The organism is Litoribrevibacter albus, assembly GCF_030159995.1.
Lineage (GTDB): Bacteria > Pseudomonadota > Gammaproteobacteria > Pseudomonadales > Litoribrevibacteraceae > Litoribrevibacter > Litoribrevibacter albus.
In genome coordinates this window covers 506,290-530,890 of record NZ_BSNM01000003.1, presented here as the reverse complement: position 1 = coordinate 530,890, position 24,601 = coordinate 506,290, and the positions used below count along the sequence as shown (strand labels likewise).

Below are 24,601 nucleotides of genomic sequence, written 5' to 3'. Positions count from 1 at the left end.
ACTGCCCACAAGATGACGCTCTACAAGACCGTAGAGTTTATCACCTCAAAGGACAGTTCGGCATAGGGAATTACTAACCTGGGTAAGGTCTGTCAGGTTTTGTCTAAAAGCGAAGGTAAATCAGGCCAGAACCACATGACCTTGTTCTGTCATGACCAACTCAGGGCGATAACCCCAAACCCGTTCAATGTTGCTTTGTGTGAGGACATTGCTCGGTAGGCCTTGCTCGATCAATCGCCCTTGTTCCAACAACCAAACCTGATCGCAATAACGCAGGGCCTGATTGAGGTCATGCAAAATGGCGATAACCGTCCATTGTTTCTCATGACAGAGTTGTTGTGCTAACCGTAAAATCTGGTGCTGCTGCCCTAAGTCCTGAGCCGATGTAGGTTCATCTAACAGCAATAGTGGCGTTTGTTCTGCCTGAGATAGCTGCACCAACACTCGGGCAAGATGCACTCGTTGCCGCTCACCGCCAGATAGCTGAGTGTAGATACGATCGGCAAAATGCGCTGTGTCCGTTTGCTTCATAGCTTCAGCCACCAGACATTGGCCCTCTGCCCTACTGGCAGTCAGAGGAATCAACCCCAAGCCTACGACTTCTTTTACGGTGAAGGGAAAACTGAGTTGGCTGGCTTGTGGTAACACCCCAAGATGACGAGCCAAAGACTGAGATGGCCAGCCCGAGACAGGTTTGCCATGAAACTCAACACGAGATAGCTGTCGATCATCCGGCTGCACTTCACCAGTGATGCTTTTAAACAAGGTGGATTTACCGGCACCGTTCGCGCCTAACAGAGTAATTAATTGACCCGAACCCGCTGACAAAGAATGAATGTTCAGCAGTTCCTTATCGCCTACGGAAACACCCAAATCGCGAATAGATAACACCTGATCTGTAAACTCCGTGTCTGTTAACGCCGGATCTACATCCATTGAATCAGTAAGAACAGAATCTGAAACCTGAGCCATTTACATCATCCCCTGTCGACGCTGAAACAGCAGTACCATGAAGAAAGGAGCACCTAAGCCAGCGGTCACCAAGCCCACCGGCATCTCTGCCGGACTCATCCAGGTACGAGCGCCTAAGTCAGCTAACAGCAATAATCCTGCACCCAGGATGGCGGATAAAGGCAACAGCACACGATGATCCGGCCCAACCATCATCCGAACCAGATGAGGAACGACCAACCCAACAAAACCAATAACCCCAGAGACAGACACTGCAACACCCACCCCAATGGCCGTAATCAGAATGAATTGCTGTTTGAGCTTTTCCACCTCAATGCCCAAATGTCGGGCTTCGGCTTCCCCTAACAAAAGCGCATTTAATGCATTGGCTTGTTTCTGAAATAACGTCATCACCACCACTAAAACCACTGAAGTCAGCAGCAAATCCCAACCACTGGCAGAGGCTAGTGATCCCATCTGCCAGAGACTCAAATCCCGCAACGCCTGATCGTTTGCGATATAGGTTAAGAAGCCAATGATGGCACCACCAAAGGCCGCAATGGCAACACCCGCTAGTAACAGGATAACAACCGATGTGCCCGATTCATTCTTAGCTAACCCATAGACCAACCAGGTGGTCAGCAAGCCGCCAAGGAATGAACACACAGGCACAGTGACAGACTGATATTCCACAGGAAGTACCACGATGGCGATGGCCGCACCTAAGGCAGCGCCAGAAGCTACACCTATAATCCCCGGGTCAGCCAGCGGATTACGAAAGATCCCCTGCATCACTGCACCACATTGAGCCAGCAAGGCACCCACCAGCAAAGCGAGAATGGTTCTGGGGAGCCTAAGATCCCAAACCACCACTTTCTCGTTTTGTTGAAGCGAACTGAATTCACTGCCAAAGAGTCCATCCCAAAGGGACATCAGGCTTTGCATCAGGGGAAGTTTCATTGGCCCGCTAGCGACCGACCAAGTCACCAAGAGCAATAGGCCCAGCAACATCGGGCCCACTAACATCGGCGCGGTTATGGATTCAGCAGATAATCGACGACTATTCATTGCAGTTCTTTCTTACAGAGCTTCTTTAGAGAGGTTTATGAGAGATGTTAAAGTGCTTCAGAGAGACGAACCGCCTCATCCATCGCTTTCAGGCTGATCCCTGATACCAATGCAGCTGCATCAACAAACAACACTTTGTTATGTTCAACAGCTGGCGTGTGGGATAAGGATGGAAACTGAACCAACAGCGCCTCCGCTGCATTGGGGTTTTGACTACCAATTAGAATAACCTCTGGTTGCAAGGCCATGAGCCCTTCCGCCGAGACAGATCGGTAATTCGAATGGGTCGATACGTTCTCCAAACCTAGCAGCTGGATCATCGCATCGCCGGAAGTGCCTGCGCCGGCCTGCTTTAAACCTCGACCTTCCAGATACAACAGGAATACGGCTTTCGCTGATTGCTTTGGCACCACATTGTCCAACGCTTTGTCCAAGTTTTTATCAAGAATGTGTTGCGCCGTTTGAACCTGTGCCACTAATTGATCACCCGACAGATTCAGTGCTTTCGTGACTTGCAGAATGTTTTCAATCAGCTGTTTTGAGTCCGTCGCGGTAGGTTGCAGAACCAATTGCGTATTAGCATGCTTAAGGGCATTAACGGTTTCTTTCGGGCCAATATGTTCGCTGCCAAAGACAATGGTCGGCGCCAAACTTAACAAACCTTCTGCGGCCAGTTGACGATGATAGCCAACCTTCGCTGGTGTTAAGTTGTCAGGCACTGTGCTGGTCACATCAATCCCCACCAGTGAAGAACCCTGCCCGAGCGCCACCAGGATTTCAGTTGTGCCCGCATCTGTGCTGATGATTCGGACACCATCTGCCGAGGTATTTGCTTGTACAGGGGAAGAAAACGCTCCAAGCAAAACGGCAGTACATACCGCGAGGGCAAATAACACAGGCAGAAGGTGCTCGGTGAATTCTTGCTTTATAAGAGATGCTTTTCTGGCCAATTGAACATCCTCCATATTCATCTTAATTGTCGACATGACATACCCTACCGTGTGAAATAATTGAGCCGATTAATTCGGCTGTTGCATCAAAATTTGTACATTTTTCAACTGGTGTTCGTTCAGAAACGACATCACTTTTACCAGGGACTCCGCCGTTGCTGAGTTATCGGTTGCGATAGAAATGCTGAGAGGATTCAAGGCGCTTTGTTGGCTTTGCATCCGCGCCATAAGCGCTGATTTCAGCTCGTTCCACTCTTCATACGTGTCTTCCCCCAACGCCCAACGGTTTTCATCAGAGGCCACCGTAATGACCAAGGTCTCTTCACTGATCACATCTGCGGATGGATTTTCGGTGGCTTCGGGAATCTGAACCGGCAACTTCAGCAAAGGCGCATTAGCTGTAATCAATAAGAAGACAATGACGATAAAAACAATATCAATCAGAGGCGTGAGCTCTAATGAAGGAACCTCATTATCACTGACAGAAGAAGACGCCTGGATCATGCCGGCACCTCATCCAGAAGAGCACTTGATTGGCGTTTGCACTCAGGCGGCTTAGCCAGGTCTGCAAGCGCTGTATTCGGGCCTGAACAATCCGAGACCGACACACCCTCCAACATCAGATTGAAATGATTCATCACATGCTCGGCATGATGGATCAGACGATCCACCCACATAGCATAACAATGAGCGCCTGCCACCGCCGGCACCGCAATCAGTAACCCTGCCGCCGTGGTATACATGGCTAACCCCAAACCTTCCGCCAACATTGAAGGCTCAATCGCCCCAGTCACTACAGACAAATCATCAAACACCTTAATCAGACCCAGGACGGTTCCGAATAACCCCAGTAGAGGCGCCAATACCGCAATCACTTGTAAAAAACGAAGCCCGGAAGACAGTTTCCGCTTCTTTTGTAGTAGCCAAATCCCGGAGACTTCTTCCCTAATCGGTTTGGTTTGCTCGGTATGCTCCACCAACAATTGGACACCTTCGGCGGTAATCAAGGGCATACGCGCTATTCGCTTAGTAATTCGCTTAGAGGATTCAGCAGAGCGAGCGTCTTTAGAAATCATGGACAGAGGCAATGAAAGGCGACGAAGGCTGGCATGAACCAACACACAAAAGCGTTCAATCAGAATCACGAACACCAACAAAGACAACACCAACATAGGAATCGCCAAAGGGCCAAGCTGTTGTTGAATGATTTCTAAGGACATAAGTCTTGCTCTTACTGTTTTTCTTCTGGAGGTTTTAATTAGTTCAAAACAAAATGCACAGGGATACGAACCCGAGAGGCGATCGTCATGCCTGCTGCATGTTTAGGCACAAACTGCCATTGAGAAACGGCATCTATTGCGGCCTGATCCAGTGAACCTACGCCTGAACTGTCATAGACTTCCAACTTGGTTTGTTCACCCCGGCTGTCCAACCAGACATCCAGCCAAACCACGCCTTCCTGACCCCGCTTACGCGCCAACCTTGGATACACTGGTGGTTGAGGGTCGGACTTAAACTGCGGATCTAGAATAATGTCCTGATGGACACCCGACTGATTCGAAACTTCACTTGCCTGGTTGGCAATAGATTCGGTTTCGGCTTCATTTTTTTCAGAATTAAGCGCATCTGGATCATCCGTTTCAGAATCCTTTAAGTCAGCATCAGCAGTTTTCAGGTCGTCTTTATTCATCGGGCTGTTGGTTTTAGCTATCTCTTTTTCTATAACAGCGGTCTCTATAACAGCTGTTTCTGGTATGTCAGAGACAGGCTCTGTTCTTTGAACGTCTACAACATCCATTGTTTGCCTGTGCACAGGGGCTTCAATAGGCTCTTCAATAGCAATCTGCTTCGGGATACTGGCTTCTGCTCGCTCAATCAAAGGAGAGGAAAAGGAAAAAGATAACGCCAAGGTCGAATTTGATACTTGACCGGAACTCACCTGCTGACGTTCGTACTGATTGAGATAACTGATGAACGCCGCATGAAGCAGCAGCGCCAAACATACAGAAAACAATCGAACAACAAATACCTTCATTTAACTCAACACCCTGCTCGTTTGATTGCTCAGTTTCAGTCGACCTAGCTACTGACATACAAATCAAATAAGAACAATTATCATTTCTATTGACTATATTATTGAGAATAATTAGCATTTGCAACAAATAATAAACGGAACACGGATGACACATGCACAAAGGACACGCGTTTGGATCAATATCCAAAAGCAATGTGTGCACACAACGATTGGGGAACGAACACTCTATTTATGGCCGTTCGTTTCTATTCAGTTCTTTGGAACGCGTTGTTTAGCTTGGAACTTTGATAAAAGATCTATTAGGAATGAATCACTCATGTCAAAAGCTATCACCGCCCTTGCAGTAAGCGGTTTGGGAAGTCTGCTGATCTCAGGCAGTCTGTACGCACAAACTCAGAACGACAGTACCAGCGTAACGGAATCAAAGGACGTTACTGAATTCAAAAAAGTAACGGTCAATGCAACGCGGGTTGCACAAGACTCGGACAACGTTACCCGTTCAGTGGCCGTTGTCGATAAAGAAGCGCTGGACTCGATTCAGGCAAACTCGGTAGCAGAAGCCGTGGCACATCAAACCAACGTGACACTTGCAGGTGGTGCTGTCCCAGGCAACCAAAAAGTAAACATTCGAGGATTAGAAGGCGATAAGGTTCTGCAAGTTATTGATGGAGCACGCTCTAACACCAACTTCTCTCATCGACCGTCTTACTTTCTCGATCCAGAGTTATTGAAATCCGTTGAGGTTCTGAAAGGCCCTTCCAGTAGTTTATGGGGATCAGGCGCCATTGGCGGTGTGGTGGTTCAAAATACCATCGAAGCCGACGACCTTATTCAAGAAGGCAACGACGTGGGCGGGTTTATTAAAAAGGGTTACCAGACTAATGGTGACGTCAGAACTACCTCTGCTGCGTTTGCAACACAATACGAAAACATCGACTGGTTGATTGCTGCAACCCATTACGACAGTAATTATATGAAACAAGGTGAAAATGCCGACTCTCGTTTAACGCTGTATGGAACGGAAGCCAAGAACACCAACTACCTAACCAAGTTTGGCATCGACCTCGATCAATACCAACGAATCCAGGCTCAATATCGCTATGCTGATCTAAATGGGCATCCTCCAACCGTCGGTTCTAGTGACGATGCAGAAAACGGTGAAGATCTGCTCATCGACCGGGAAGTTAAAGATCAACACGCTGCCATTGATTACTCACATAAGGGGTCTTCAGCCTATTTGAATTTCGATGCCAAGCTGTATTTAAACGATACAGAGAATAAAGAAATCAATCTGCTGGAAGGCACCGATCAAAGTGATCTGAAAACCATCGGCATTAACTTATTAAACAACTTCAAGTTTGATCATACCCAAATCCTGGTGGGTATTGATGGCTACCAAGACACCATTGAAACCAAGCGTACAGAAGACCCAGGCACAGGCAACCGCCCTAACCCGCCGTCCAAGGCCGAAAGTGAAGTCTGGGGTGCGTTTACCACCATCACTCATGACCTCACATCAACTCTGCAAGCGGAAGCGAGCATTCGTTACGACAGCTTTGAAACCGAATCTGACGATCTGGACACCAGCGCTGACGAAAGCAATCTTTCCACCTCCGCAGGTATTCGCTGGCAAGCCACCGATTGGATGCGCTGGAGCTTACGATACGATGAAGCCTTCCGAGCACCCTCATCCTATGAGCTGTATATTCAGGGAACGCACTTCAATTATGGTGCGCCAGGTTGGGATAACAACTTCGTAGCCAACCCTGATCTGAAGCCTGAGACCGCTGAAAATATCGAGCTAAGTGTTGATTTGGACTTCAACAACGTCTTCGCAAAAGACAAACTGAGTCTTACCGCAACAGCCTTCCAAAACGACGTTGAAGATTTTATCTATCTGGATGTTGTCACCAACGCCGATTTTGGCCCGCCACCAGCATGTAACTGTATATCAGGGACATCCACGCATACCAATGCCCGCGACGCTGAACTGTGGGGCTATGAAATTGAAGCTAAATATCAGATCGGCGCGTTTAATGCGTTGCTGAGTTATGGCCAGACTCGCGGTACGCACGAAACAACGACCTCTTCAGGTACGACAAAGGATCACCTTCCGAACATTCCTTCGGACAAGTGGGTGGCAGATTTGAGTTATGGTTTCTGGGATATCGACACCAAAGCGGGGATCAGAATACTAAGCGCAGAGAAACAAGATCGCGTCGAAGAAGATCAGCATGTATATGATGGCTACACCACCACAGATATTTACGCCTCCTGGGAACCTTCGGCTCAATCATTGGAAGGTTTAAAAGTAGATATGATTTTAGCCAACATTCAGGATACAAACTACCAGCAAGCCTGGTCGGAAGTGTATGAGCCGGGCCGATCACTGAAAGTCGCGGCCAAATATAATTTCTAACCTTAACCCCTTGATGAGAGTAAGATGAGCTTACTCTCATCGCTAAACCAAACGAGCTAATGACAATGAAAATACCAGGCAATAAAGCCCAAGAACTGTTAGAAGACATCGCAAACTGGGGCAATACCACCACCATCATTTTACACGGTGGTTGCGTCTTCGAATTTAAAGGTCATTTTCCCAAAGGCTCCGTTGCACAAGGGTTCTATAACCTCAAAGGGGAATCAGGGTTTGAAGGGCATTTAAATCTCGAAAAAGTGGATCACATTGCCTTCCAGGACAAACAACACCGAGGCCAACAAAGCTATGCCCTCGTCTTCAACGACAAGGACAACGACTGCATGTTTAAAATTTTTGTAGGCCGAAATACGGAAGGTCAACTACTGGAAAACCAGGTAACGCGTTTTAAAGAACTACAACGTACCTATAGGGCATAGCAATCCCCCAATCGTACAGACAGACTATATTTAGATTTATTAGGATGAGTATTATGAAGAACAAAGGTCTTGAACAACGTTTAGGTGATGAAATCATCGACTTTCTGAACACCCGTAAAACCCTAAACCTTGCAAGCCTGGATGAAGACGGCTATCCATACGCCTCTTATGCGCCGTATGCCACAGGTGATGAGTGCATCTATGTGCTGCTGAGCGACATCGCCATTCACGGTAAAAACTTGAAAAACAACCCGAAGGCTGCGGTCCAAATCGTAGAAGACGAATCTGAAGCCGCAACCATCTTTGCCCGTATCCGAGTCAACTATCAGGTTCAGGCCAAGCATTTGGCGCTGGATTCAGACGAGTACAAGGTGGGTATCGAGCAACTGTTCCAAAAACATGGCGAACGCATTCATAAGCTGGCTGAATTAAGCGATTTCAATCTGTTCCGCCTTACGCCGTTGGGTGGCCGCTATGTGAAAGACTTTGGCCGTGCCTTCGCAATTGCCGGAAACACACTTTGCGGTGAAAGCATTGACCGATTACGTGACGGACACAAAGCCCGAATCATAGTGTCAGAAGAAGCCAAAGCCTCTTAACCTCAGGGGAGCATTGCCTCCCCTTCTTGCTGCGTTCTTTCCTATCTTCTTCAATGTTCCTGCAATTGGCTAGACTTGTTTTGAACCAATTGGCCCCCATAACAGACTCATACTTTATTCGTTTTACGTAATGGGCACTTTCTAGACATTCGTTAAACTCAAATCAGACTTTCAAGATAAAAAGGAACACTTATGAGCAGGACAGTTGTCATTACCGGCGCAAACCGAGGCATAGGACTCGAACTGGCCAAGCATTATCACGCACAAGGCGATGAAGTTATCGGCATCTGTCGTGAAACCTCTGAAGAATTGGATGAACTTGCCTCCATGGTGATTGAAAACGTTGATGTCACGAATCCGGATTCGTTAGAGCAGATTAAGATCCTTTTAAGCACTCAATCCATAGATATTCTGATCAACAATGCAGGGCTGTTTTGCAACGAAACCCTGCCGGACATGAATTTCGATACCATCCAACAGCAAATGGAAGTGAATGCCTACGGCCCACTTCGCGTCACCTTGGCGCTGTTACCGCAATTAAAAGAAGGCTCAAAGATCGCCAACATCACAAGCCGAATGGGGTCAATTGCAGACAACACCTCCGGCGCTTATTACGGCTACCGTGCCTCTAAAGCAGCACTTAACTCATTTGGTAAATCTCTGGCAGAAGACCTTAAACCACAAGGCATTGCCGTAGCACAGCTTCACCCGGGTTTTGTACAAACCCGCATGGTTGGCTTTAACGGAGACATAACACCGGATGTAGCCGCCAAAGGTCTAGCAGACCGTATTGAAGAATTGAATATGGAAAACACCGGCGGTTTCTGGCATTCCAATGGTGAAGCACTGCCTTGGTAAGTTGACGTCGATTCCTCATTAAACTCACTTTAATGAATGAAATCAGAGAATAAAAAGGTGCTTTCGAAGCACCTTTTTTGTTTATTACTTTAATCTTAGAGTCGCTCTTGAACCAACTGATTCAACTCTTTGTATAGCAATTCTGACTGAGCAATCTCTCCATGACTGGGTATTAAGGTAGTTGGCTTGTCTAATTGAAGCTGGTTCAACACCCAGGTTTTAAAAGCGGATCTGTCTTCGATGATGAACCATTTCACCACCTGACTCATTTTCAATCCCGGTGCCGCATCCAATAGTTTTTGAGTAAACCGTGCCACCGGTTGGTTGGAGAGTCGATCGTAATTCAGGAAGCTATCACAGGTGATCCAAAGACAGCCGTTCTGATCTTCTTTCTTAATCCAGGCATCCCCTGCTCTATGTCCCGGTGGCAACAATACTGAATACCCTTCAGGCATCGGAGGTTGTTTATCTTCCAAGGCATAGATGTCACTGGCATTAGCCACTACAGCTTGCTCAACCAAACGAGGAATAGCCTTACGACTGGCGTACAGAGAAAAATTTCTGAATTTCTTCTGCCAATGTTTCACGCCCATGTAGTGATACCCGTTGGGCATGATGATATGCAGTTTGATGTCAGGCCGATTCCACTCTTCAGGCCAGGTGTCCAACAACGGTTTACCAGGGCTGATCACCACAAATTCGTTATCAGACACCTTTATAGCCACTGAGTTGGACACAAAGTTGGGGACTATGTACTGCCCAAATCTCAGTTCAGGGTAGTTTGATACAGGATGCCAGACGTTCTTTTTCATAATCAGATCTTCCGTGAAAATATGACGGTATCCTATCCCATCGGGTTGGCTCTGAAATTAACAAATGTTACTGCTGGCATGCTTTCCTCAAAAACCTTGATCCAACCGCACTCAGTCAGTCACTGGCTGTGGTTCTTTGTCAGAATAGCAAGGTAGTACCGCTTTCAAGATTGGGAAGTAAGTGAGCGGATCGAGAATCCCTTCCAAACCAAGCAAGTTAGGGTAAGCAACAACATGCTGATAAATGGCTTGCTGGAAATACTCCCGACACACATCAGATAGTTCACCCTCAAGATACGGTTGTTGGGCTTGAGGTTGAGTGTAGTCACATAATATGGACGCCAAGGTCGCTTGAGTGACAAATATGTCCACCAGAATATTGGGTTTAGCCACCGGCAAATAGAGATCTCTCATTTCAGCCACGGATTCTTTATTCCAGGCATGAGGCACTATGTCTAAGCTGTTGGAAAGTCGTTTAAGGTGGGCATCATCCAACAGGGAGTCGGAATAATCTGCAAAGGCTTTATTTCCAGCCGTCGCACCCGCGAAAGCATAGACATGAATACTGGCTTTACCTTCCGGGTCCCATTGCTCTTGTACAGGGATGTCCACTTGACCTGAGCTTTGTTTTAGGAAAAGTCCATAGGTGGAAGATAAGGTCGCCCCTAAGCTGTGACCTGTCACCGTAATCTCTAACGGTTTGTCATGCGTTTCCGCTTGAATGCGTAAGAACTGCAACATGGTCGTACCCGCACCAGGCACTCCAACCGGCGCTTCCATTTTCTTCACTTTCTCTATGCCAACATGAGTGCCATAAGAGATCTTAGCCGGACGGTTACCATACACCTGAACAGGATTACACCCTGCTTTCCAAGGCTTTTTCCTAAACACAAAAAAGTCTTCTACGATCCAATTAGATAGTGCAACCGGGTTGGTGCCACGAAAAACCACTGCCAGTTTATGTGGGTGCTTACGGTGCTGAACAATGTAAGCCATGTTGTCATCGAACAGAGAGAACCAAAACTCACTAACGGCTGGTCCCCAAACTAGCTTCCATTCATCTGCTGTTGGCGGCTCTAACGCTAAATGTTCAACCAGCCTTGGTGCAATTTTTTGAGCGTTATTTTTATCAGAGCCTGTAAGCGCATAACCACAGTAAGAAATATAAGAAAGCGTCAGCATTTGCTGCTCGATGGAGTATTTCATAGGAATCCCTGCCTTATAAAAATGAATGACCAATTCAGTATTAATCAGTTCAAGACAACGAACTTCCGAGAAACCGATGAACCTTCTGTAAGCATTACGCCCGAATTAACCGCCGTAAAACAGAAGATCCACCGACTATGTGTAAATTGTTTAGAACAAACAATCTACTTCTGGCTCATAAATACGTTTAGATTTAATCAACAACCGTTTGCTCAGAGGCAGACATATGGTCTTCTGAACTCAACATATGATTTACATTCAATGAATGCATCATGCCCGCTTCCGCATGCCCAGGAATATTACACGCAAAGACCACTTTAGGATCACCGTGGAACTTCCAGATCAGCTCTCGGGTCTGCCCCGGCTTGATCGTGATAGAGTTGCCATCTTCATGAACCATGTCAGGCATTTTACGCATCATTGCTTGGTGAGACTTCTGCTCTTCGGCTGTTCCTACTGAAAACTCATGGTTGATCTGACCTTTATTGGTGATCACAAAACGAACTACATCGCCAGAATTCACATCTGACAGATTTTTAAAATCAAAGCGCATGCTGTCCAATGCTTCTAATTCTATTGTCTTAGTCACCTCAGACGCCTTACCTGGTTCACCACTGGCACTAACGGCTTGATTACCATGAGTATGACCTTGTGAATGCCCTTGTGAATGACCATCTGAATGCCCACTCATCTCCTGAGACATAGCCGAGTGATTCATTTTGGAGTGATCCATGTTCGAATGATCCATTTGGCCCTGATTCATTTGTGAGTGATCCATGTGCTGGTGATTCCCCGAGCCACCCGCATAAGCATTAAGAGAAAGTGCCAACGATAACATCGCAAAAGAGATAGTTTTTGTTTTCATATACATTCCATAATCCAATTTGTATTACTGTTCTTACCCGAGTTGTTTTCTTGCAACTCGGGGTCTGTTTTTTAATTCATACTTGCGTTAGGTTTTTTATGACTTAACGCGATTCAAAATTCGTTGCCAAAGATAGTAAGTCACCGGAATTACCATCAGTGTTAACACGACAGAAGTGACCATGCCACCAACCATTGGCGCGGCAATCCGGCTCATCACTTCCGATCCGGTTCCTGAGCCATACATTACGGGAATCAAACCCACAATGGTGGCAATCGCTGTCATCATTACCGGGCGGACACGTAACACGGCACCTTCCAACACCGCATGTTTGATGTCTAACGCCGTGGCCTTTCGTGGTAACTCTGCACAGCTTTGTTTGAGGTACTGCAACATAATTACCCCCGTTTCGGCAGCAACCCCCGCTAAGGCGATGAAGCCGACACCTACGGCGACGGAGAAGTTAAAGCCTTCCAGATACATCAACAGCACACCTCCCGTCATCGCTAACGGTAAGGTTAAAAGAATCATCATCACCTCAGCTACACTTCGGAAATTCATGTACAGCAGGATAATGATGATAAATACGGTCAACGGCACGATGTAGGTCAGTTTTTCAATGGCTCGTTCCATATACTCATACTGTCCTGCCCAGCTGATCGAATAACCCGCTGGTACATTCAAACGATCCGCCACAATTTGCTTCGCGTTTTGAACGTACGTCCCGATATCAATGCCTTCAATGTCTACAAAGGTCCAACCGTTAAGGCGAGCATTTTCACTCTTAATCATTGGCGGGCCATCTTCCACATAAATACGGGCCACATCCCCCAACGCAATTCGTTGGCCGGTGGGTGTCACCAACGGCAGTAAGGCCATCTTCTCCGGTGTATCACGATACTGTTGAGGGTAACGAAGATTGATCGGATAACGTTCTAATCCTTCAATGGTCTGAGCCACATTCATACCGCCAATTGCCGTAGAGACCACTTGTTGAATGTCCGAAATATTCAAGCCATAGCGAGCAGCTTTCGCACGCTGAATATCAACCTTAATATATCGACCACCCGCTACCCGCTCCGAGTATGCCGATGCCGTCCCTTCAATTTCATTAAGAATGGATTCAAGGTCTTGTCCGATACGTTGAATCGTTTCGAGTTCCGGCCCGGCGATCTTGATTCCCACTGGGGTTTTGATACCGGTCGCCAACATATCGATACGAGTTTTAATTGGCATTACCCAGGCATTAGTCACACCAGGTAATTTAACCAAGCCTTCAAATTCCTTGATCAAATCGTCGGTGGTAATGCCCGCTCGCCATTGCTCTTTGGGTTTCAACTGTATGAAGGTTTCAATCATGGTCAAAGGCGCAGGATCGGTTGCAGTTTCTGCCCGACCAACTTTACCAAAGACAGTTTGAACTTCGGGCACGGAGCTGATCAATTTGTCCGTCTGTTGCAGAAGCTCGCGCGCCTTACCAATGGAAATACCCGGATAGGTCGTTGGCATATACATCAGGTCGCCCTCATCCAGCGGCGGCATAAACTCGCTGCCGATTTTACTGGCGGGATATAAGGATGCGCCGGTAATCAGCAAGGCAAACACCAAGGTTAGAAACGGGTGATTCAGCAATCCACGCAAAATGGGTTGATATCCGGCAATCAATAGTCGGTTGATTGGATTTTTCTTTTCACTGACCACTCGACCGCGAATGAAATACCCCATCAATACCGGTACCAATGTGATTGCTAACGCAGCCGCAGCCGCCATTGCATACGTCTTTGTGTAAGCCAAAGGCGAGAACATCCGCCCTTCTTGTGCTTCCAAAGTAAATACCGGCAAGAAACTGACGGTGATAATCAACAAGCTAAAGAACAACGAAGGGCCAACTTCTGCCGCCGAATCGGCGACGATCTTCCAACGGTTTTGATCCGTCAGAGGCGTCCGCTCCATGTGTTTGTGCATGTTTTCGATTAACACAATAGCGCCATCGATCATGGCACCAATGGCAATGGCGATCCCGCCCAAGGACATAATGTTGGCGTTCAAACCCTGTAAATGCATCACCACAAACGCCGTTAAAATCCCTACCGGCAAGCTGATCATAGCCACCAGCGAGGAACGAACATGCACCAGGAAGATGACACAAACCAACGCCACCATCAGTAGTTCTTCAGCAAGTTTGTCCCAGAGGTTATCGATGGCTTTTTGGATCAAACCAGACCGGTCATATACGGTGACCAGTTCTACGCCTTCTGGTAATCCTTTTTTAAGCTCATCAAGTTTGGCAACGACCCCCTCAATGGTCTTCTGTGCGTTTTCACCAAAACGCATAACCACAACACCACCGACGGTCTCGCCTTCACCGTTCAGTTCGGCAATACCACGACGCATCTGCGGCCCTAGGGCAATGTCCGCGACATCTTTCAATAACAGAGGCGTACCGTTGGCATTAACACCCAATGGAATGTTGGCAAGATCCTGCTGATTTTCGATATAACCGGTCGCACGTACCATGTACTCTGCTTCGGCCATCTCAATAACTGAAGCCCCTACTTCCTGATTGCCTTGTTTAATCGCGGTTTGAATCAGCGATAAGGGAATATCGAAAGCACGAAGTTTGTCCGGATCAACACTCACCTGATACTGCTTTACCATGCCGCCAATGGCCGCTACTTCGGATACCCCAGGCACGGTTTGAAGCTCGTATTTCAAAAACCAATCTTGCAGAGAACGTAATTGGCTGATGTCGTGTTTGCCTGTTTTATCAATCAGAGAGTAGATGTAAACCCAGCCAACCCCGGTAGCATCCGGGCCTAATTGAGGTCTTGCGGTGTCGGGTAGATTGGGTGCAACCTGACTGAGATATTCCAGAACCCGGCTTCTTGCCCAATAAAGATCCGTATCTTCATCAAAAATGACATAAACATAAGAATCACCAAAGAACGAATAGCCCCGAACAGTTTCTGCACCAGGTACAGACAACATGGCTGTTGTTAGCGGATAGGTCACCTGATCTTCCACCACTTGAGGCGCTTGCCCTGGGTAACTGGTCTTGATGATCACCTGCACATCAGACAGATCAGGAATTGCATCCACGGGCGTATTCTTAATGGAATACATACCGGCTCCGATCAAAATAAAGGTCGCCAGTAATACAAAAAATCGATTATGCACCGACCATCGAATTACGGATTCAATCATAACTACTTGGCTCCGTCTTTCATGTCGTGAGCTATGTCATTGGCCGTGTCGCTCTTCATATCAGCATTCATATCAGCATCCATATCGTCAGAAATGCTACTCATGTCATGGCCAGAATGATCCGTGCTGTTCATCGCGTCATCTTGCCCCATTGCCTCCATCATTGCGCCATCAGGAATATGAACGCCACTGATTTCGAAACGATGATCAGGGTACTTGGTGATTTGAATGTGAAGAACCATGCCAACAGCTAACGAAGACAGATCAACCTCCGGAACCACCGGGAAGTCCATATACATTTCAGGCCAGCCCCACTCATCAATGGGTTGATGGGACGCGCCGACCATTGCCATGTCGCCCATCTGCTCGATGCTTTCAATTTTTGCTTCCACCCAAGCGGACTGAGGACCTTCATTGTCAGAGTCGCCCATTACCTCAGCACGCGCTTCCATTCGCAAGAAGTCCGAACTCTTTGACGATTCTGAGTCCAGTAGGAATTGAGCAGAGGTAACAACGCGCTCCCCTTCTTCAACGCCATCCAACACCTGAATATGGGATTGATCAGCCTGACCTAACGTCACCGCAATCGACTTAAACTTGCCATCTCCCAAAGCCAGTACCACACGATTTTGAGTCTCAGTACGAATAACCGCTTCACGAGGAATCATTAACAATTCAGAATCTTCGCTGGCGTTAATCTGGACATTGGCGAACATATTAGGCTTCAACAGTCGGTCTTTATTTTCAAATCGAATACGCACCTTCAGGGTTCTGGTCATTTCATCCAACGACGGGTAGATATAATCGACCTTGCCTTGCCACTCTTTGCCGGGGAAATAATCTAAGGTCATATTGACCTCAACACCCAGCTTCACCAGACCTGCCTGCTTTTCAAAGACCTCAGCCTCTACCCACACTTCGTCTAATGCACCAATCGACATCAGGGTCGTTTCTGGCTTGACGAAAAAACCCTCCCGAATGGATAGATTATCCAGCACACCAGATTGAGGCGCATAGAAGGTAATATGCTCTGCTACCTTACGGGTCTTGAGCAGACGCTGAATGCTTTTCTCCGGCACATACAACAATCTGAGTTTACGAATGGCTGCTCGCTCTAGGCGTGTGCTTTTTTGATTAAGAGCCAATAGAAACTCTTCTTGAGCATTAATGAGTTCAGGAGAATAAATATCATATAAGGCTTGCCCCTTTCTTACCGGGTCGCCCTCGGCACTCACATAAAGCTTCTCAACCCAGCCTTCGATGCGAGGGTGAATATGAATTAACGTATCTTCGTTGTATTGAACATAACCCACGGTTTCGATGCGACTTTCCAGTTTACGCATCTCAGCGGTGCCAGTACGAACACCAAGGTTATTCATGACTTCAGGTGAAATGGAAATGGTTCCCGGACCCGTCTGGCCTTCATCCGGCTCGTCAAAGACCGGAATCAGATCCATGCCCATAGGAGATTTACCCGGTTTGTCCCGACGATAGTTAGGGTCCATCGGAGCAACCCAATACAGAGGTTGCGGCTCACTACTGTCTGAACTTGATTCCGTGGCCATGCCAGCCAAGTACGGAGAAAATGCGGGCTGTTGTGCTAAATATGGGGTAGCCAAAACACCAATTACGGAGCCCAAAGCCACAAAAAATACTATAGAAATTATTTTCATAATAATCGTTCTTTATTACTGCAAAATACCGACACTCAAAGCTACTCATTAAAAGTAAGCCATGAATACTCAACAGAACGTCCACGCTGGACGCACTAAGGGTGTTTAAGCAGAAATAGGAGGACGATACAGAGAAGCAGCCAATCGAACGATTGAATACTGGTGATCAACAAACAGGGGTTGAGACGATGGATCAAACGACTTGATCGACACAGGATTATCAAACAAGTGTGTGGAACAAACACCTATAGCGCACTGACAGACATCAGAACAACAATCGTCTTTGGAGTCGGATGTACTATCAGACAGAGAACCAGAGGAATCATCTGAACCCGACAAATTAGCTTGTGACATTTCAGCCATCCCCATATCCGGGCAATGACCGGACATGCCAGACATGGAAACATCGGTGTCGGATGTCACGGAGGATAAGCCCATGCCTTGGTGTGCTACTGAATGATTTGCCATGGATACGCCCATCAACGCATTCGCATAGCTTTGGCTGACGAAAGCCAGCAAGCTAAAAAGCACAATGCATATCTTCAAGCGTAGGGACATCAAATACTCTCAGGCTATAAAATTCAGGGTTTACCATCGTGGTTTAAGCAAACACAATATTCGTTTGATAATAAACCCATCATTGAGTTCCGAAAAATTCAGAAGAAAGTCTACCTTACTTCGCCTTAAGATCGAACCCATATTTTTTAAGTATTTGTTTATATTCCGGCGACTTTAGGAATTTTTTGAGTGCGTCTGAAAACTCCTCAACAAGCTTAGGAGCATTCGGAGAGGCTTTTGAAAACGCAATGTAATCAGGCGCATAATCTATTTTCGGCTCCAGAAACTTGAATTGATCACTGAGCCCCATAGTGTTAGCAAGCTGTGTCAGTACAGGTTTATTGCCCACGGCGATATCAATACCACCTCGTTTTAACACAGTCAGCAGTTCGGTTGTCGAGCTAAACGCCCGCTTCACGAGCGTTGGGTGATTGGAATAGGCCTCACCGTGCCAATAGCCATTCACATTGCCAAATTTATAGGAAGACAGCTGATTAATATCGCCATTAAATGCAATGTCTCGGCTCTTCAAGGTAATTAATGAACTGGATTCATGGATGTGAGGCACCTCAACATAAAACACATCCTTGGCACGTTCTGGCGTTTTAAAATACAGCATGACCATATCAATTTTTCCTGAGGCCAAGTTATGCTGTACCCGTTTCCAGGGAAAGCGTTTGAACGTTAACTCATACCTTAACTGTTCAGCCAAGGCTGAAACTATCTCGGCCGCAGCCCCGGTTATTTTACCGCCCTCTTCGAAATAAAACGGGTAGTAATCTGTTTCACTGATCCCGACTTTTAATGTTGATCGTTTGATACCAGTAGAAGGAGACGCAGAACTTGCGAAAGAAAAAAAGACGAGGAAGAACAAGGTAATAACAGAAAGGACGTGTCGAGACATCAAAATACCATTGAATCACCAGTTATATTTAAATTTGATATTAGTTCATACGGCCAAAACTTGCTAAGTACAACAAAGGACAAACTATTCGAGACAGGTAAATTCCCTATCAGAAGCGGTACAAAAAACGATACCTGCTTACCTCTGAGTCTCAAACAAAAAGCCCGTATACACGGGCCATTGAAACTATAAACCAGATAAAAAACTATTTACGATCACAAGAATGGTTTTGGCCATCCGTTGTAGGAATAGGCCCCAACTCAAACGGATTAACCCCGTCCAAACACGCCACATTCACGGCATACTGATTAGGGTTTGAACGCCTTTTGTGGTGTGTGTAAATACCACAGGTATCGCAGAAATAGTGCTCAGCTGTTTTGGTATTGAATTGATACAAAGTTAAATGATCTTGCCCTTTCACTAAGGTAAAAGATGAAAGAGGAACAGATGTCACGACCGCACCACGACGTGCGCACATAGAACAATTACAACGAGTTAATTCCTCAAAGCCCTTTGGCAAATCAACGTCAAAAACAACACTGCCACAATGGCAACTCCCCTGTACAACGCCCTTGATTTCCATTGATACATGCTTCCTTAGTTAACGATTTGTTGAGCTATAGATTCTGAACTCAAAGAACTCTTCGCTACTGAGCTAGTATAAAAATTATGAAAGCTACTTATCCAACTTCTCAAGCTCATATTTCAAATTTGTCATGTAGTCGTTTAAACGATAAGGGCCGGCCCAATTGTTCTTAACATTTGCAAACTGTGCAGCTGCAAACTGAATAAAGGCATCCCTGGTTCTTTGCTTCTCAATTGATAACCGATAAATATTCAATCCTATACTAAAAGGGAAATCTCTTAACGATTCATCTAGAGCAGTCATATATTCGTCTGAACCCGGATCTAGACTAGCAAGATAACTTTGAGCATATTTTTCAAGTTTTAATACTTTCCAACCGTGTCGATCAATAGCCTTCAACTTTTCTTTGTTACCTGAAGACGAGTACAAGAAAGCTAATACATCAAAATACTTTCGATCCAACGGGTACTTTTCAGAAAACGCGATTAGCTTATCTTCAAACGTTTTAAGAAACGCATCTGGCGTCGTATGCTTGGTGGAAATTGCACGTCTTAAAGATTCATATATCAATTCTGAAGATTCAGGCAATTCTGAAAAAAATCCTAATTTATTGAGTTCATCCACGTACTGTTGATCAGATATTTTTGAACCGGATTGACATAGTTGTACGTATTTGAATAAAGCTGACGCAGGATCAAGAATACTTTCTGCTAACTTCTGGTCGTACTCCAAGTAGCTTTTCTTTGGTGTATGATTCCACCAATCTATTTCCCAGTTAGAATCCAACGAATGCAGGTCACACAGTCTCAATGGTTCACCTAGTCTAATCTTTGAGATCAACTCCTGCCTATCTGACTCTTGGTTCACTTTGGAAAAAATTGTATACATCGCCTTCTCTACTGCAGTGTGAGTTCGACGAAAATTTACTCCCTTCCATGATTCCAAAGCCTTGTCAGCTTGCCCCAGCATTAAATAAACATGTGTTAAGTATGCATCAGGGATAACGTTTACTTTAGAAGCTCCACTTTTTTGGTATCTCAGGTAGTAATCGAGTGCCTTAGCGTAGTTTCCAAGACGATGCTCATGAATTGCTCTCTCAAAGCTAATTAGAGGATTATCTGGATCTCTCTGCTCTGCTTTAAGCATATAGTTGTAGCTAGCTTCAAAGTCATTTTGAAAGAGCATGTTACCCAGGACAAAATAATCGTATTTTGTTTTCTCGTGGTCTGGCACAAGTGTTTTGAGCTTTTGATTCGCTACACTTGCCTTCCCTTCCACAAATAACTTCTCGATTTCTGGTTGGGTTGAATAGGCGTTATAGATATCAACCTGCTTCATCATCTCTGATTTGAAAGCTGACAGATCAGACGCATTTAAATTTAGACTGAGGAAGAACGTAAGTAGTAAACACTGAACTCGAAACATATTTATCCTTAAATAACGCTTCATGCCACAATAATTGGGCATAGAATCTATGCAGAGGTGATTCAATAAAATAAACCCTAACATCTCTCCAAGAGTCGATACTAGTCTCAATAAATAATTGGCTTACACGAACGTACTACCAGGAACAAAAAAGCCCCGACTCTTTCGAGCCAGGGCTTTTGAATTAAAGTGAAAAAACGTTATTTCACTTCATACACAGAGGTTGATCCAGAAACTTCATTACCCACGATCAACAAGGCGTTGTTTGTAGGGCTGTCTTCTGCAGAAACAAACTTGAAGCCTTCGGGAGCCAGATCGCCTGCGTTTTCCAATGATGCGTCAACATCTACCGAGTAATCACGATTTACAGTGTACTGAACGAACTCCGGATTAGCAGGATCAGTAATCTCATACATCATGATACCGCCAGTACGCTCAAGACCAATGAACGCATAGGTTTTCTCACCCACTTTACCCACGGCCAATGCTTCTGGTTCAGGACCTTTGTCATCGGAGCGATCATCAAAAGCATTTTCGTCGTTGGTAGAATTAAAACCATCCGTACCTAACGCTTGCGCAGTGATCTGTTCAAAGTCATCACCCGAGTCGAAAACCAATGCCCCGGTATCACCATTGAAGATAGAGAAAGAACGCGTGCCGAAGGAATAAAGCGTTTCAAGTGAACCATTTCCGTCAGTATCACCTTCCGTTGAAATAACCTTCAAACGGCCCAAGTTCTTACTGTCAGCAATGCTTTCATCCGTAAATACCTCTTCATTCAAAGATAAATTCAAATCATCCAAGTCCTTCACTCGAATTTCATCAACCCAGGACAAGCAGCCGTCATCTTCATCGTAATCAAGGCCATTGGCTTCAGTACATTCAGCTTCATTCTCTACGTCGAAGAAGTACTCACGCGAGTCACCTTCGTTTGCAGTGACAACATAGTTCACGCCATTAATTTCAACCGATGCAACGCTATCCGGCATGTACAAGCCGCGAAGGTTTGCATAGGTTTTAATATTGATCCCGTCATTTACTTCGTCACACTCTTGGGCTTCAACATCTGCCGCTGAACAGTCATCTTTGTTGGAAGCATCCAAGCCATTCCCGGCTACGCTGTGATCTTTGTAACCAAGCCCGAACAGACGTTCAATGGTTTTGCTTTCCAAATCAATCACGGCAATGGCGTTATTTTCCTGAAGAGAAACAAACGCTTTGGTGTTGTCATCAGAAATAGCCACGTACTCAGGCTCAATGTCTTGAGCAACCGATGCATTCAAACCGGAAATCCGAACACCTTCAATTTCATCAGCACGAGCACCACCTTCATTAAAGGCTTTGAAATCCAACTGTGTACCGTTATCCGCTGGCACGCCGTTGGTAATAGAAACAACCGTTATCGTGCCTTCAGGGTCAGTTTGATAATCACCCGATGGCTCACCTTCGTTGGCTGAAATCGCATAAGCACCATCCGAAGATATTTGAACATTATCTGGCAATGCCCCCGCCGCAACAGATTTTAGGTAGGTTGCAACACCTTCTTCATTCAGGCTGTAAAAAGCAATCACACCGTTTGCCTGTTTGTTATCGTGCTCAACGGCTACAGCCATCAGGTTATTAACCACGGCAACGCTGTTAATACCGCCAGACACAAAACCATTCAGATTTTCATCGGCATCCACATCGGTTCCGACCTCTAATTTAGAACGACGAGTCAGGTTTGACGCTGTTAGAGGAGCTGCGAGTTCTGTGCTGCTCAATTCTTCTGCATTGAGAATATCAACCGTTTTGTCGTTGGCATTAATGACTAAAATACTGTCACTGTTTTTATGGAAGGCAACAATTTCAGCCATGCCTTCATCCAGTTCTTGCGTTTCTGCAAAACGGCCTATCAAACTCAAAGAGGCATGACCTTTTTGAGTGTGCAATGAATCTTCCAAATGCTGAGCCGCTTGATTCGCACTCACCAAGGTTTCATCGGCAAAGACAGTGCCTACTGTCGTTTCAAACGCATCGGTGTCTGACCAGTCTGTGATTTGAGCATTTACTGCAGCGGTATGGCTTGATTGACTGATGGTAATTCCGTTTGATGCGTTGCCATCGGCATCCAAGGTCTGAAGCAGTCGGGCAATATTATTTGCAGCTTCTTCGTATGGATTGTCCGAACCAGTCAAATCAAGAGGTGTAATTAATGCACTTGCGGTTACCGTAGGAAGCTCAATATCACCGATAGAGAAAGTAACCGTCTCACCAGGAAGGTAACTAAATTCACCATCAGCATTAGTCGCCCCGGATTGTGTTGCGGTACGATAATTGATTCCTTCAACTGGCGAATCCACAAAAGCACCTGTTTGAACGCTTGGTGACGATGAAGAATCATCATCGTTGTCACTGCAACCAACCATTACGGCGGAACCCAAAGCAACCGCCAATACCATAGGACTAACTTTGCCAAAACCTTTTGAGGTGAACTTCATTCATATCTCCTGAATTCAATACTTTTTAACCGGTTCGTTCTAATCTAAAAGCGGTTAATTTCTACCCTTGTTTGATGTCAGAAATAAGTCAGAGAAAAGACAGAAAGATGACAGCCGCCTCATTTCAAGTTTCTAGGGCAAGGTTTTTAGGAATTCTGTTAGAATGGCCAGACCATTTTCCTAGCTGCTGTTTATTAGCAGCTATGGATTAGTGGCTATTTAGTGGTTATCACTTATTAATTTCTACAGCACGCAAACTTAAAGCTACTTTTATGAAACGTCTTGATGTTGTCCTTGTTGATCAATCCCTTGCTAATTCTCGTACTCACGCCCAGAAACTCATCGGTTCAGGCCGAGTAAGAGTACAAATCGGTAGTCAATGGAAGGTCATCACCAAACCCAGCTTTAAACTGGAAGGCTCAGAGCCTTTGGAAATCGAAGCGCATGAGGAAGACAAGTACGTTTCGCGTGGTGGATTAAAACTGGAAGGCGCACTCAAAGACAATCACATCGATGTCACCGGCATGATTGGTTTGGATGTTGGTTGCTCCACCGGCGGATTCACCGATTGCTTATTACAAGCAGGTGCCAAACATGTGGTTGGTGTCGAAGTCGGCCACGATCAGCTGGTAGAACAACTCCGCAACGATGACCGAGTCACCTTATATGAGGGCATTAATGCTCGTGAATTAGATCCTGACTTAGTCCTGCCTCATACCACCAACAGAGAAGGATTTGATATCGTCGTGATGGACGTTTCTTTCATTTCCCAAACCAAGATCCTCCCTGCCCTAGCCCCGGTAATGAAATCTGGTGGCCACATGGTTTCTCTGGTGAAACCTCAATTTGAAGTTGGAAAAGAAGGCATTGGTAAAGGCGGTATCGTCCGTGACCCGGCTTTATACAAAGACGTAGAAGAAAACATTTACCAATACTGTGATTCGCTTGGGTTAACCATAAACAGTTATATAGAAAGCCCCATCAAAGGTGGCGACGGAAACCGCGAGTTTTTGATTTGGGCAACCAAAAAATAACCACTACTTCAGGTGATCGAGCGGTATAGAGGTTCGATTAATGACCTTTCTTAATACAAAGCTGGAATGCACTCCGGTAACGCCAGGAATCGTCGTTAGTTTATTCAGCAGAAACTCCTGATATTGAGCCATATCCGTTACTACCACTTCTACCAAGTAATCTGCTGCCTGGCCGGTAATCAGAGAACACGAAACGACCTCCGAACACATTTCTAACGTTCGATCGAAGTTCTCAAATCGATCTGGCGTATGTCTGTCCATACTGACCTGAATAATCGCGGTCAGATTTAGCCCTAGCGTCTCCGCATTCAGTAAAACTGCTTTACCAACAATCACGCCCGTGTCTTCTAGGTGCTTCACTCGCCGAGAACAAGGTGACGGCGATAAGCCCACCTTTTCTGCCAGCTCTAAATTACTTAACGAGCCATCTTTCTGAAGCTCTTCCAATATGCGCTTATCAGTACGATCTAGCGTAATCACAACAAAAACATCCCATAAATCTCAGAGAAAAGAACCACAAAACAATTATTAGCTATA

General features: G+C 45.8%; 22 protein-coding genes. 5 read left to right on the top strand and 17 right to left on the bottom strand.

Annotated elements, in window-relative coordinates; all coding sequences use genetic code 11:
- Positions 1-120: 120 nt before the first annotated feature.
- Genes QQL66_RS04125 through QQL66_RS04100 form a run of 6 tightly spaced genes read right to left on the bottom strand, consistent with a single transcriptional unit; the run spans position 121 to position 5,004 of the window.
- Positions 121-972 carry a heme ABC transporter ATP-binding protein gene (locus tag QQL66_RS04125; protein ID WP_284379093.1) on the bottom strand — a complete coding sequence of 284 codons (852 nt, stop codon included), beginning with the start codon at positions 970-972 and terminating at the stop codon, positions 121-123.
- Positions 973-2,019 (bottom strand): FecCD family ABC transporter permease, encoded by a 1,047-nt coding sequence (locus QQL66_RS04120; RefSeq protein WP_284379091.1) that lies wholly within the window; start codon positions 2,017-2,019, stop codon positions 973-975.
- Between the two features lie 47 nt (positions 2,020-2,066).
- On the bottom strand, positions 2,067-3,005 hold the full coding sequence (locus QQL66_RS04115) for a heme/hemin ABC transporter substrate-binding protein (RefSeq protein WP_284379090.1): 939 nt from the start codon (positions 3,003-3,005) through the stop codon (positions 2,067-2,069).
- Between the two features lie 33 nt (positions 3,006-3,038).
- Positions 3,039-3,473, bottom strand: a complete 435-nt coding sequence (locus QQL66_RS04110) for an ExbD/TolR family protein (RefSeq protein WP_284379088.1) — start codon at positions 3,471-3,473, stop codon at positions 3,039-3,041.
- Positions 3,470-4,189: a MotA/TolQ/ExbB proton channel family protein gene (locus tag QQL66_RS04105; RefSeq protein ID WP_284379085.1), complete on the bottom strand. Its 720-nt coding sequence runs from the start codon at positions 4,187-4,189 to the stop codon at positions 3,470-3,472. Before QQL66_RS04105 ends, QQL66_RS04110 begins: the two co-directional genes overlap by 4 nt.
- A 38-nt stretch (positions 4,190-4,227) precedes the next feature.
- Positions 4,228-5,004: an energy transducer TonB gene (locus tag QQL66_RS04100; protein WP_284379082.1), complete on the bottom strand. Its 777-nt coding sequence runs from the start codon at positions 5,002-5,004 to the stop codon at positions 4,228-4,230.
- Positions 5,005-5,320: 316 nt separating this feature from the next.
- On the opposite strand from QQL66_RS04100, the gene QQL66_RS04095 reads away from it, so the two are divergent.
- The 4 genes from QQL66_RS04095 (at position 5,321) to QQL66_RS04080 (ending at position 9,317) form a co-directional block, all read left to right on the top strand.
- The gene (locus tag QQL66_RS04095; RefSeq protein ID WP_284379080.1) at positions 5,321-7,423 is read left to right on the top strand and encodes a TonB-dependent hemoglobin/transferrin/lactoferrin family receptor; all 2,103 of its coding nucleotides are present in this window, start codon (positions 5,321-5,323) and stop codon (positions 7,421-7,423) included.
- A gap of 38 nt (positions 7,424-7,461) precedes the next feature.
- Positions 7,462-7,860 carry a heme utilization cystosolic carrier protein HutX gene (hutX, locus tag QQL66_RS04090; protein ID WP_284379371.1) on the top strand — a complete coding sequence of 133 codons (399 nt, stop codon included), beginning with the start codon at positions 7,462-7,464 and terminating at the stop codon, positions 7,858-7,860.
- A gap of 53 nt (positions 7,861-7,913) precedes the next feature.
- The gene (locus QQL66_RS04085) at positions 7,914-8,459 is read left to right on the top strand and encodes a HugZ family pyridoxamine 5'-phosphate oxidase (protein WP_284379078.1); all 546 of its coding nucleotides are present in this window, start codon (positions 7,914-7,916) and stop codon (positions 8,457-8,459) included.
- Positions 8,460-8,651: 192 nt separating this feature from the next.
- A complete protein-coding gene (locus QQL66_RS04080) occupies positions 8,652-9,317 on the top strand; it encodes an SDR family oxidoreductase (protein WP_284379075.1) in 666 nt (221 codons plus the stop codon).
- A gap of 95 nt (positions 9,318-9,412) precedes the next feature.
- On the opposite strand, the gene QQL66_RS04075 is transcribed toward QQL66_RS04080, so the two are convergent.
- The 10 genes from QQL66_RS04075 to QQL66_RS04030 form a co-directional block, all read right to left on the bottom strand.
- The gene (locus QQL66_RS04075; RefSeq protein WP_284379072.1) at positions 9,413-10,129 is read right to left on the bottom strand and encodes a hypothetical protein; all 717 of its coding nucleotides are present in this window, start codon (positions 10,127-10,129) and stop codon (positions 9,413-9,415) included.
- A 111-nt stretch (positions 10,130-10,240) separates the two neighbouring features.
- The gene (locus QQL66_RS04070) at positions 10,241-11,335 is read right to left on the bottom strand and encodes a lipase family protein (RefSeq protein ID WP_284379069.1); all 1,095 of its coding nucleotides are present in this window, start codon (positions 11,333-11,335) and stop codon (positions 10,241-10,243) included.
- A gap of 193 nt (positions 11,336-11,528) precedes the next feature.
- Positions 11,529-12,200, bottom strand: coding sequence for a cupredoxin domain-containing protein (locus QQL66_RS04065; RefSeq protein ID WP_284379066.1), 672 nt, complete (start codon positions 12,198-12,200; stop codon positions 11,529-11,531).
- A gap of 96 nt (positions 12,201-12,296) precedes the next feature.
- A complete protein-coding gene (locus tag QQL66_RS04060) occupies positions 12,297-15,404 on the bottom strand; it encodes an efflux RND transporter permease subunit (protein WP_284379062.1) in 3,108 nt (1,035 codons plus the stop codon).
- A gap of 2 nt (positions 15,405-15,406) precedes the next feature.
- Positions 15,407-17,077, bottom strand: coding sequence for an efflux RND transporter periplasmic adaptor subunit (locus QQL66_RS04055; protein WP_284379060.1), 1,671 nt, complete (start codon positions 17,075-17,077; stop codon positions 15,407-15,409).
- A 105-nt stretch (positions 17,078-17,182) separates the two neighbouring features.
- Positions 17,183-17,635 (bottom strand): hypothetical protein, encoded by a 453-nt coding sequence (locus QQL66_RS04050; RefSeq protein ID WP_284379057.1) that lies wholly within the window; start codon positions 17,633-17,635, stop codon positions 17,183-17,185.
- Between the two features lie 115 nt (positions 17,636-17,750).
- Positions 17,751-18,539, bottom strand: coding sequence for a substrate-binding periplasmic protein (locus tag QQL66_RS04045; protein WP_284379055.1), 789 nt, complete (start codon positions 18,537-18,539; stop codon positions 17,751-17,753).
- A 205-nt stretch (positions 18,540-18,744) separates the two neighbouring features.
- Positions 18,745-19,122 carry a GFA family protein gene (locus tag QQL66_RS04040; RefSeq protein WP_284379052.1) on the bottom strand — a complete coding sequence of 126 codons (378 nt, stop codon included), beginning with the start codon at positions 19,120-19,122 and terminating at the stop codon, positions 18,745-18,747.
- A 93-nt stretch (positions 19,123-19,215) separates the two neighbouring features.
- Entirely contained in the window at positions 19,216-20,550 is a 1,335-nt protein-coding gene (locus tag QQL66_RS04035) for a tetratricopeptide repeat protein (protein WP_284379049.1), read from the bottom strand.
- Positions 20,551-20,750: 200 nt separating this feature from the next.
- Positions 20,751-23,030, bottom strand: a complete 2,280-nt coding sequence (locus tag QQL66_RS04030) for a choice-of-anchor I family protein (RefSeq protein WP_284379047.1) — start codon at positions 23,028-23,030, stop codon at positions 20,751-20,753.
- Positions 23,031-23,302: 272 nt separating this feature from the next.
- On the opposite strand from QQL66_RS04030, the gene QQL66_RS04025 reads away from it, so the two are divergent.
- Positions 23,303-24,064: a TlyA family RNA methyltransferase gene (locus tag QQL66_RS04025; RefSeq protein ID WP_284379046.1), complete on the top strand. Its 762-nt coding sequence runs from the start codon at positions 23,303-23,305 to the stop codon at positions 24,062-24,064.
- 3 nt (positions 24,065-24,067) lie between these two features.
- Here QQL66_RS04025 and QQL66_RS04020 read toward each other — a convergent pair whose 3' ends face one another.
- Positions 24,068-24,541 (bottom strand): Lrp/AsnC family transcriptional regulator, encoded by a 474-nt coding sequence (locus QQL66_RS04020; protein WP_284379369.1) that lies wholly within the window; start codon positions 24,539-24,541, stop codon positions 24,068-24,070.
- Between the last annotated feature and the right edge of the window lie 60 nt (positions 24,542-24,601).

Coding starts and splice junctions, on each gene's coding strand:
- QQL66_RS04060 (WP_284379062.1), bottom strand. CDS start 15,404: ATGATTGAATCCGTAATTCGATGGTCGGTGCATAATCGATTTTTTGTA.
- QQL66_RS04025 (WP_284379046.1), top strand. CDS start 23,303: ATGAAACGTCTTGATGTTGTCCTTGTTGATCAATCCCTTGCTAATTCT.
- QQL66_RS04045 (WP_284379055.1), bottom strand. CDS start 18,539: ATGTCTCGACACGTCCTTTCTGTTATTACCTTGTTCTTCCTCGTCTTT.
- QQL66_RS04030 (WP_284379047.1), bottom strand. CDS start 23,030: ATGAAGTTCACCTCAAAAGGTTTTGGCAAAGTTAGTCCTATGGTATTG.
- QQL66_RS04070 (WP_284379069.1), bottom strand. CDS start 11,335: ATGAAATACTCCATCGAGCAGCAAATGCTGACGCTTTCTTATATTTCT.
- QQL66_RS04115 (WP_284379090.1), bottom strand. CDS start 3,005: ATGTCGACAATTAAGATGAATATGGAGGATGTTCAATTGGCCAGAAAA.
- QQL66_RS04075 (WP_284379072.1), bottom strand. CDS start 10,129: ATGAAAAAGAACGTCTGGCATCCTGTATCAAACTACCCTGAACTGAGA.
- QQL66_RS04125 (WP_284379093.1), bottom strand. CDS start 972: ATGGCTCAGGTTTCAGATTCTGTTCTTACTGATTCAATGGATGTAGAT.
- QQL66_RS04120 (WP_284379091.1), bottom strand. CDS start 2,019: ATGAATAGTCGTCGATTATCTGCTGAATCCATAACCGCGCCGATGTTA.
- QQL66_RS04095 (WP_284379080.1), top strand. CDS start 5,321: ATGTCAAAAGCTATCACCGCCCTTGCAGTAAGCGGTTTGGGAAGTCTG.
- QQL66_RS04085 (WP_284379078.1), top strand. CDS start 7,914: ATGAAGAACAAAGGTCTTGAACAACGTTTAGGTGATGAAATCATCGAC.
- QQL66_RS04110 (WP_284379088.1), bottom strand. CDS start 3,473: ATGATCCAGGCGTCTTCTTCTGTCAGTGATAATGAGGTTCCTTCATTA.
- QQL66_RS04055 (WP_284379060.1), bottom strand. CDS start 17,077: ATGAAAATAATTTCTATAGTATTTTTTGTGGCTTTGGGCTCCGTAATT.
- QQL66_RS04100 (WP_284379082.1), bottom strand. CDS start 5,004: ATGAAGGTATTTGTTGTTCGATTGTTTTCTGTATGTTTGGCGCTGCTG.
- QQL66_RS04105 (WP_284379085.1), bottom strand. CDS start 4,189: ATGTCCTTAGAAATCATTCAACAACAGCTTGGCCCTTTGGCGATTCCT.
- QQL66_RS04035 (WP_284379049.1), bottom strand. CDS start 20,550: ATGTTTCGAGTTCAGTGTTTACTACTTACGTTCTTCCTCAGTCTAAAT.
- QQL66_RS04040 (WP_284379052.1), bottom strand. CDS start 19,122: ATGGAAATCAAGGGCGTTGTACAGGGGAGTTGCCATTGTGGCAGTGTT.
- QQL66_RS04080 (WP_284379075.1), top strand. CDS start 8,652: ATGAGCAGGACAGTTGTCATTACCGGCGCAAACCGAGGCATAGGACTC.
- QQL66_RS04065 (WP_284379066.1), bottom strand. CDS start 12,200: ATGAAAACAAAAACTATCTCTTTTGCGATGTTATCGTTGGCACTTTCT.
- QQL66_RS04050 (WP_284379057.1), bottom strand. CDS start 17,635: ATGTCCCTACGCTTGAAGATATGCATTGTGCTTTTTAGCTTGCTGGCT.